Below are 6,627 nucleotides of genomic sequence, written 5' to 3'. Positions count from 1 at the left end.
TGGTCGTAGCCGCCGGCCGGTTGGCCGTAGCCGCCCTGGTCGTACCTGCCAGCCTCCGGAGCGCCGTATCCTGCGGTCGGCTCGGCGGCGCGACCGCCGTACGGGGCGGCCTCGGGCTGGCCGTACCCCTGCCCCTGCTCGGGCTGGTAGACGCCGGTGGCGTACGGGTCGGCCGGGGCCGGGTACTGAGTGCTGTCGCCGGTGTAACGGCCGGTCGGCTCGTCGAACCGCTCGCCGTAACCGGCTGCGCCGGCGGGAGCCGGCGGGTAGGCGGCGGTGCCGCCCGGGGCGTCGTAATCACGACCGCCGTAGCCGCCACCGGAGGCTGGGGCGTTCCCGTAGCCGGCACCGGAGGCTGGAGCATTGCCGTAACCGGCACCGGGCGCGGCACCGTAGCCGTCACCGGCCGCACCAGCGCCGTAACCGCCCTCGGGGCCGGCCGGGGAGCCGTAGCCGCCACCGGAGGCGGGGGCGTTGCCGTAGCCGCCGGCACCGTACCCAGCGGACGCTGGCTCCTCGCCGTAGCCCGCGCCACCCCAACCCTGCTGACCCGCGCCGCCGTAAGGCTGGGCAGGCGCGGCGTACGGGTCCGGCGGAACGTCGTCGATCACCGGGCGGTGCATCATCGTCGGCGCCTCGCTCAGCGCCGCGCCGCCGACCATCGTCGGATCCGCTCCACCGCCGGGCCGACCGCCGACCACGCGGGTCTGGTCGTCCGGACCGCGGAAACCGCCCCGTGAGGGAGGCACCACACCGCCGCCGCCGACAGCTGCCGGAGCGTCGTCGTCGTCGCCGTTCTCCCTGCGCTTCATCCAGAGCAGCACGATCGTGCCGACACCGGCAGCGACCAGGAGACCACCGAGCAGAATGATCAGGTACGAGCTGAAGCCGCCGCCGTCGTCCTCGCTGTTCGCGGCGTTCGCCGGAGCACCCTGGCTGGCCTCCTCGGTGGGCTCCTCCTCGGTGCCCTCCTCGGTCGCCTCCTCGGTGGGAGTGGCCTCGGGAGTGGCGGACGGCGTGGCGCTGGGCGTCGTCTCGACCTTGATCGCGAGGCTGAGCCGCTGACCGGTGACGGCCTGCCCGGCGCTGGCGTTCAGGGACTTGAACGCCTTGATGTTGTCGAACGACGCGCCCAGGTCGATCCGTCCGGGCGCGATCGGGTTCTGGGTGGTGCCGGTGAACCGGAAGTCGCCGCTGCCATTGCTGGTGGCGTCGTAACGGTGACCGGCGGTGTCCTGGAGGACCACGAACGCGTTCGGCACGGCCTTGCCGTCGCCCTGCGCGACCACCTTGCCGGAGACCGACCGCACGGTCTGGTTCTGCGGCGGCGGCGGAGCGGCCTTGCCCTTCACAGTCAGCGAGACGGTGGCGGTGTCCGGGCCCGACTCGGCCTCGACGGCCACCGTGATGGTCGCGGTCGCGTCGCCAGCGTTGTCGTTCGCCGCGATCCTGACCAGCGCCGACCCTGTCGGGTTGCCCAGGCCGCCGCCGGAGAGTTTGACGTCGCCGCAACCACTGGCGCAGGTGACGCCGGACGGCAGGCCGGCGAGGCTGACCTTCGCTGACTCGTCGCCATTACCCCCGGTGACGCGCACGGTGATTGTGGCGTCGCTGCCGGCGTTTACGGTGATCGAGCCGGGGGAAACGCTGACATCTGCGGCCATGGCTGGTGTGGCGGGGACGGCGAGCAGAGCGCCGGCAACCAGCGCTGCGACCACACCGGCCCGCTGCTTCCAGGCACGTCGGTGTGTTGACACGTCCACCGCCTTCCGGGCTGACTTCCCTCTGACCGGCGGGGCGCCGGGCCGGGGATCATCACGGTACGAATACGCCGTCGGCAACTATGCCTTGTCCGACTGCATGAGCGCGACCCAGGGCCAGCGTCGCGTGTCTGGCCTGGGGGTCGTATCGTCCCGTCGTGTCCTCTCCGCACAGTAAGTCCGCTGCCGTTGCCGCCGCGTTGTCGGCGCTCGACGAGGGGCGTACACCCGAACGGCCGGTGTTCCGAGAGGCGGTCCGGTCGTTGTTGGCCGTCCTCGCGGAGCGCGCCCCCGGCCGATCGGTGGAGGTGCGCGTTCCACCATACGGGGCGATCCAGTGCGTACCGGGGCCTCGACACACCAGGGGAAATCCACCAAACGTGGTCGAGATGGCCCCGAACACCTGGTTGGAGCTGGCAACCGGCAGGGTCACCTGGGCGGAGGCGGTCACCGACGGTCGCGTCCAGATGAGTGGCAACCGCGCGGACCTCTCGGCGTATCTGCCCCTCTAGTTGTCCCGATGTCCACTCCCCGTGACGCTGAGCAGGGGAATCGTGACTTTCTGTATTGACGCCGATTCGCGTACACTGTCAGGCGATGACAGTGGTCCCGGCAGAGGAGAGTGGATCCGCCCGTGATCCCCGCCCGGCCGGTCCAGACCAGCATGAGGGAGCGGTAGGTGCCCCGAGGCGACGGCCGGCTGAGCCACGACCTTGATCCCCAACGACCTGGCCCCCAGGATGCCTGTGGCGTCTTCGGCGTCTGGGCCCCCGGCGAAGAGGTTGCCAATCTGACCTACTTCGGCCTCTACGCCCTACAGCACCGCGGCCAGGAGGCGGCGGGCATCGCGGTGAGCGATGGCTCGGGCGTGGTGGTCTACAAGGACCTCGGCCTCGTGGCGCAGGTCTTCGACGAGCCCACCCTGGCCAGCCTGCGTGGTCACCTGGCGATCGGGCACGCCCGATACTCCACCACCGGCGCGTCCAACTGGGAGAACGCCCAGCCGACGATCCGGTCGACGACCTCCGGCACGACCATCGCGCTGGCCCACAACGGCAACCTGGTCAACACGGCCGAGCTGGAGAAGGAGGTCGCCGAGCGCGGCCTCATCGCGGACGGCTCGACAAACGACACCTCCCTGGTGACGATGCTGCTCGCCAGCCGACCGGATCTGTCGGTCGAGGCGGCCGCGCTGGAGGTGCTGCCGCAGCTGCGCGGCGCGTTCAGCTTCGTCTTCATGGACGAGTCGACCCTCTACGCGGCCCGCGATCCGCACGGCGTCCGCCCGCTGGTGCTCGGCCGCCTTGAGCGCGGCTGGGTCGTCGCCAGCGAGACCGCCGCCCTGGACATCGTCGGCGCCAGCGTGGTGCGCGAGGTCGAGCCGGGCGAGTTGATCGCGATCGACGAGAACGGGCTGCGCTCCACCCGGTTCGCCGCGCCGGAGCCGAAGGGCTGCCTCTTCGAGTACGTCTACATCGCCCGCCCGGATGCCACCATCGCCGGGCGCAACGTCCACTCGGCGCGGGTGCAGATCGGCCGGCAGTTGGCCAAGGAGCACCCGGTCGAGGCCGACCTGGTGATCCCGGTGCCCGAGTCGGGCACCCCGGCCGCCATCGGGTACGCGGAGGCGTCCGGCATCACGTACGGCGCCGGCCTGATGAAGAACCCGTACGTGGGTCGCACCTTCATCCAGCCGTCGCAGACCCTGCGTCAGCTCGGCATCCGGCTCAAGCTCAACCCGCTGCGGGAGAACGTCCGCGGCAAGCGGTTGGTGGTGGTGGACGACTCGATCGTGCGCGGCAACACCCAGCGCGCCATCGTGCGGATGCTGCGTGAGGCGGGGGCGCTGGAGGTGCACGTCCGGATCTCCTCCCCGCCGGTCAGCTGGCCGTGCTTCTACGGCATCGACTTCGCCACCCGGGCGGAGCTGCTGGCCAACGGGTTGGACAACGACGGCATCCGGCGCTCCATCGGCGCCGACACGCTGGGCTTCGTTTCCCTTCCCGGTCTGATCGCCGCGACCGAGCAGCCGAAGACCAGGTTGTGTCGGGCGTGTTTCGATGGGGAGTACCCGATCGAGTTGCCAGCCGGCAACCTGATCGGTAAGCACCTGCTCGAAGGGGTGGGTCGACGCGTCGCCAACTCGGCGCCGGAGGCCCCGCTCACCAACGGCTCGTCCGTCGCCACTCCGGGTGGCGTTACCGCAAACCGCCCGTAGCACCAACCGGCGCGGCCCGGCTACCGCCGGCGGCACCGAGAACCAAAGGGGAGAACCGTGACGCACGTGTCCGAGCGCAACGGCGCAGGAAGCAGCCCGACCGGCGCCGGCGGCGACCGCCAGCCGTGGACGGGCGGTGCTGGCCGCCAGGCGCGCAAACGCTCGGTCTCGTACGCCGACGCCGGTGTCTCCATCGACGCGGGTGACCGCGCGGTGGAGTTGCTCAAGTCGAAGGTGCGGCAGACCCGCCGTCCCGAGGTGCTCGGTGACCTCGGTGGCTTCGCCGGCCTGTTCCGGCTGGACACGAAGAAGTACAAGAGCCCGATCCTGGCGTCCTCCACCGACGGGGTGGGCACCAAGCTGGTGATCGCCCAGCAGATGGACATTCACGACACGGTCGGCATCGACCTCGTCGCGATGGTCGTCGACGACCTGGTGGCCTGCGGCGCCGAGCCGCTGTTCCTGCTCGACTACATCGCCACCGGCGAGGTGGTGCCGGACAAGGTCGCCGAGATCGGCGCGGGCATCGCCGACGGCTGCCGCTACGCCGGCTGCGCGCTGCTGGGCGGGGAGACCGCCGAGCACCCCGGCGTCCTGCGTCCGGACGAGTACGACATCTCCGCGACCGGCGTGGGCGTGGTCGAGGAAGCCGACATCCTGAGCCCCGAGCGGGTCGAGGTGGGCGACGTGGTGATCGCCATGCGCTCCTCCGGCCTGCACTCCAACGGGTACTCGCTGGTCCGGCACGTGCTGCTGGGCGCGGCCCGGATGCGTCTGGACATCGTGATCGACGACTTCGGTCGGCAGCGGACCCTCGGCGAGGAGCTGCTCACGCCGACCAAGATCTACGCCAAGGACTGCCTCAAGCTGATCGCCGAGGCCGAGGTGCGGGCGCTGTCCCACATCACCGGAGGCGGCATCCCCGGAAACCTGGTCCGGGTGCTGCCCGAGCACGTGGACGCGGTGGTCAACCGGTCCACCTGGAAGCCGCAGCCGATCTTCGACCTGATCCAGACGAAGGGTCGGATCGACGACCACGACATGGAGTCGACCTTCAACATGGGCGTCGGCATGTTCGCGATCGTCTCGGCCGAGGACGCCGACCGGGCGCTGGCCACCCTGACCGGCCGTGGTGTCGAGGCGTGGCAGGCCGGCGAGATCATCGAAGGCACCGGCAACGTGCAGATGGTCGGTCAGCACACCCGAGGATGATCACCCTCCGGTGATCGTACGGGCACCTGATCAGGGCTTCACCCGAGTGGCCAATGCCGCCTAGCCTGAAGGGCTCAGGCTAGGCGGAGGAGGGCAATGGCTGCTCGGGGACAGTCGTTCAGCGGGATGCGCGGCCTTGCCGCCGTCCCGTCGTACGTCGTCATGCAGCCCACCACCCTCTGCAACCTCGACTGCGCGTACTGCTATCTGCCGTTTCGCGCCGCCGACCGCCGGATGCCGGTGGCGGTGGCCGAGGCGGTCGCGGCCGCTGTCAATCCGTGGGCGGCGACTGGTCGGTTCTCCGTCGTGTGGCATGGCGGCGAGCCCCTGGCCGCCGGTCGAGAGCACCTGGCCGATCTGATCGCCCCGTTCGGGCCGGCGGTCGAGCACCACGTGCAGACCAACGCCACCCTCATCGACGACGACTGGTGCGATTTCTTCGCCCGGCACGAGATGCGGGTGAGCGTGAGCGTCGACGGGCCCCGGGCGCGCAACGGCGACCGGGTCAACCGGGGCGGTCAGCCGGCGTACGACCGGATCCTGCACGGCATCTCGGTGCTGCGCCGGCGCGGTCTGCCCTTCTCCGCGCTGGCCGTGGTGTCCCGGCCCGAGCCTGGGCTCGCCACCGAGCTGTACGACTACTTCCTCGAGCTGGGCTGCGACGTGCTGGGGATCAACATCGAGGAGACCGAAGGGGTCAACACCCGCGACAACCGCCACGACCCGTCGGCGGTGTCCGCGTTCTGGGCGGAGTTGGTCGGTGCGTGGCGTCGGGAGCCCCGGATCCACCTCCGCGAGATCGAGTGGTCGTTGCGTTACGCCGCGGCGGTGCTGGACAACTCGGCGGACGGGGTGCTGCCCCGCCATCTGGACCCGATCCCGACGATCGGTCACGACGGCTCGGTGATCGTGCTGTCGCCGGAGTTGGCCGGGTTCACCGACCCCCGCTACGGCGACTTCAGCAGCGGCAACGTGCTGACGACCCCGTTGGCGCAGATCCTCGGCAACGCGGCGTCGACGCCGTGGGTGGGGGAGTTCCTGGCCGGGGTGGAGGCGTGTCGGGCGTCCTGCCCGTACTTCGGCTTCTGCGGTGGTGGTCATGCCGCCAACCGTTACTTCGAACTGGGGCGTTTTGACGGTACGGAGACCGAGCACTGCCGCAACAGCAAGATCCGCCTATTGGAGGGAGTGTTGGAGCATGCCCGAGACCACCAGTCACCGGCGGCCTGAGCGCGAAGCGGACGACGGAGTCACCGAACGGGTGCGGGACGCGGCTCCCGCGCTCGTCGCGCTGCTTCAGGAGGCCGAGGACGCACGGCTGCTGCGTTCGGAGGTGTCGGGCGGAGGGGGCTCCAGCGCGGTCTGCGCCTGGAACCACTTCGAGAACATCCCGACGTTCTACAACTGGAACAATCGCCCGCGCTGAGGGAGCCGTTG

Annotated in this window: 6 protein-coding genes; 5 read left to right on the top strand and 1 reads right to left on the bottom strand. The window is 70.5% G+C overall.

Going from position 1 to position 6,627, the window contains the following annotated elements; all coding sequences use genetic code 11:
- On the bottom strand, positions 1–1,757 hold a 1,757-nt coding region (locus ACFYPG_RS10495), incomplete at its 3' end, for a carboxypeptidase regulatory-like domain-containing protein (protein ID WP_387351478.1).
- 161 nt (positions 1,758–1,918) lie between these two features.
- Between ACFYPG_RS10495 and ACFYPG_RS10490 the strand changes: the two genes are divergently transcribed.
- The 5 genes from ACFYPG_RS10490 (at position 1,919) to amcA (ending at position 6,616) form a co-directional block, all read left to right on the top strand.
- A complete protein-coding gene (locus ACFYPG_RS10490) occupies positions 1,919–2,272 on the top strand; it encodes a sterol carrier family protein (protein ID WP_387351476.1) in 354 nt (117 codons plus the stop codon).
- A gap of 167 nt (positions 2,273–2,439) precedes the next feature.
- A complete protein-coding gene (gene purF / locus ACFYPG_RS10485; RefSeq protein ID WP_355004713.1) occupies positions 2,440–3,978 on the top strand; it encodes an amidophosphoribosyltransferase in 1,539 nt (512 codons plus the stop codon).
- 57 nt (positions 3,979–4,035) lie between these two features.
- The gene (purM, locus tag ACFYPG_RS10480) at positions 4,036–5,190 is read left to right on the top strand and encodes a phosphoribosylformylglycinamidine cyclo-ligase (RefSeq protein ID WP_354943702.1); all 1,155 of its coding nucleotides are present in this window, start codon (positions 4,036–4,038) and stop codon (positions 5,188–5,190) included.
- 126 nt (positions 5,191–5,316) lie between these two features.
- Positions 5,317–6,420, top strand: coding sequence for a cyclophane-forming radical SAM peptide maturase AmcB (gene amcB / locus ACFYPG_RS10475; RefSeq protein WP_357206849.1), 1,104 nt, complete (start codon positions 5,317–5,319; stop codon positions 6,418–6,420).
- Entirely contained in the window at positions 6,389–6,616 is a 228-nt protein-coding gene (gene amcA, locus ACFYPG_RS10470; protein WP_355004714.1) for a multiple cyclophane-containing RiPP AmcA, read from the top strand. Before amcB ends, amcA begins: the two co-directional genes overlap by 32 nt.
- The last annotated feature ends 11 nt before the right edge of the window (positions 6,617–6,627 follow it).

The organism is Micromonospora sp. NPDC005553, assembly GCF_042871765.1.
Lineage (GTDB): Bacteria > Actinomycetota > Actinomycetes > Mycobacteriales > Micromonosporaceae > Micromonospora.
The sequence above is the reverse complement of the archived record's forward strand: the minus strand, read 5'-3'. Positions and strand labels throughout refer to the sequence as shown.